The organism is Microvirga sp. P4_G7 (assembly GCF_056401005.1).
Map to the genome: position 1 here is coordinate 1 of NZ_JBFUKD010000610.1, position 2,229 is coordinate 2,229.

The window sequence follows — 2,229 nt, forward strand, 5'->3', positions numbered from 1 at the left end:
TCACTGCAACGATGGCTATTCTTCGCGGAAAGCCCGGTTGAAGCTTTCGGTAATCGGCGCCACGAGATAGTCGATCGCACGTCGCGGCTTGTTGATCACGAGCACCTCGGCCGGCATGCCGGGATAAAGCTTGATGGAAGGATTGGACGCGAGGCTCGCGGGCAGAATTTCGGCTCGTGCAATGAAGAATGCGGAATCCGTTCGCTCGTCGATTTGTTGATCAGCGGACAGATACGTCAGCGTGCCCGAAAGCGGCAGAGTCGAGCGATTGTTGTACGCCGTGAGTCGCACCTGGACGGGCGCCCCGACACGAACCGAATCGACGTCGCGCAATCCGATCTTGGCCTCCACTATCAAGGGCTCGTTTTCCGGAACGATATCGAGAATCGCCTGTCCCGGTGCAATTACGCCGCCGGGCGTGCGGGTTCGAATATTGGTGACGATTCCGTCTTGCGGCGAAACCACGTCCACACGCCGCAACACGTCATTGGAGGCGTTCATGCGTTCGACCGTGTCGGCCAGTTCCAGCTGTGCCGATTGCAGATCGCCGCCGACCTGCTGCTGAAAATCGTTGTCGATCGATGTGATTTCGAGATGAGCCGCCGCCATCGCCTGCTCGGCTTTCGCCTTGCGGGCGACGAGCTCACCCGCGCGGCCCATCAGTTCGCTTTCGCGGGTCTGCAGTTCCGTGAGGCGAGGACGGGGCGCATAACCCTTCTCGACGAGCGAGGCGATTGCCTTGAGTTCGCGGTCGAGAAGTTCGGCCTGGCGCGAATTGGCAGTCGACTGTGCTTGAACCGCATCGAGCTCCGCGCGCTGTTGCTCGATGTTCTTGTGCTGGATCTCTACCCTTTGTGAAAATATCTGTTGTCTTGCGACGAACAGTTTTCGCTCGGCCGCGACCACCTCATTGATGATCACCGTGTTCGCCTTCAAGAGGCCAGGCGGAAACGTGAGCTCCTTTTCTCCCGCCTGTTCCGCACGCAATCGAACGAGCCGTGCTTCCAGTCCGACTCGCTTGGCATACAATTGTGCCAACTCGGCCTTGGGGCGCGTGTCGTCGAGGCGCAGAACGGGCTGGCCCGCCTTGACCGCCTCTCCTTCCTGGGCGAGCAGCGTCTTTAGGATGCCGCCCTCGAGATGACTGACGGTCTTGCGTTTGGAATCCACGACGACCGTTGCTGTTGCGACCGCTGCGCTATCGAGCTGCGCAGAAAAGGCCCAACCGACAAAGCTGCCCAGCCCAAGAAAAATCGTCGCGAGTCCAGCGATCAATGGCGTGCGCAATGATGGGCCGCGCGGCTCTTCGTCCTCGAACCGCTCTGCCCACGATCTGATATCCGTACCGGGAGCGATCGGCAGCGGTTTGGTGCGGGCAATGATTTCGGTCTTGCCGTTCATGCGCTCGTCCTCCGGCTTTCGATTGTCGCGACGCGTGGTTTGCCAGGGGCTGGTTTCTCGTCAGGGTCGATGGCCCCGACGATCGACGTCCGCGGCCCGAACTGCGAAATGCGCCCGTCCTGCAAGACGAGCAGCTTGTCGGCCACCTGCATGATGGACGGCCGATGTGCGATCAGGATGACGATAGCGCCATCGGCGCGCATGGCGTCGATCGCTCGAATGAGCGCGCGTTCGCCTTCCGTATCGAGGTTGGCGTTCGGCTCATCGAGAACGATAAAACGCGGTCGGCCATAGAGGGCACGAGCCAACGCGATTCGTTGGCGCTGTCCGCCCGACAGGAGATAGCCGCCGTCACCGAGCGATGTATCGTAGCCGCCAGGAAGGCGACCGATCATGTCATGGACATTTGCGAGGCGCGCGGCCTCGAGAACCAGACGAGGGTCGGCGTCGCCCATGCGTGCAATGTTGTCTCGAATGCTGCCATCGAGGAGTGATATGGCCTGGGGCAAGTAGCCGACCATCGCGCCGAATGAACCGCGCTCCCAGAGAAAGACGTTGTGACCGTCGAGGTACACGCCACCTGCGGTCGGCTTCAKGACGCCGACGAGAAGACGGGCCAACGTCGATTTTCCGGCAGCCGAGGGACCGATGACGCCGAGCACTTCGCCCGGCGACAGCGAAAAGGACAGGCCTTTGAGAACCGGAACGTCCGAGCCGGGCGGTGCGTAGACCAGACGATCGACCGTCAGCTCTCCCTCACTGCGCGGGGTCGGCTTTGTGTCTCGCTTCGGCGTTTGATTCTCCAGAAGATCGCACACGCGTTTCCAC

At 61.2% G+C, this 2,229-nt stretch carries 2 protein-coding genes; both read right to left on the bottom strand.

The window, feature by feature from the left end; all coding sequences use genetic code 11:
- Positions 1-15: 15 nt before the first annotated feature.
- Positions 16-1,401, bottom strand: a complete 1,386-nt coding sequence (locus AC1DT3_RS18575; RefSeq protein ID WP_477466702.1) for an HlyD family type I secretion periplasmic adaptor subunit — start codon at positions 1,399-1,401, stop codon at positions 16-18.
- A partial coding sequence (locus AC1DT3_RS18580; RefSeq protein WP_477466703.1) for an ATP-binding cassette domain-containing protein occupies positions 1,398-2,229 on the bottom strand: 832 nt, incomplete at its 5' end. The genes AC1DT3_RS18575 and AC1DT3_RS18580, both read right to left, overlap by 4 nt.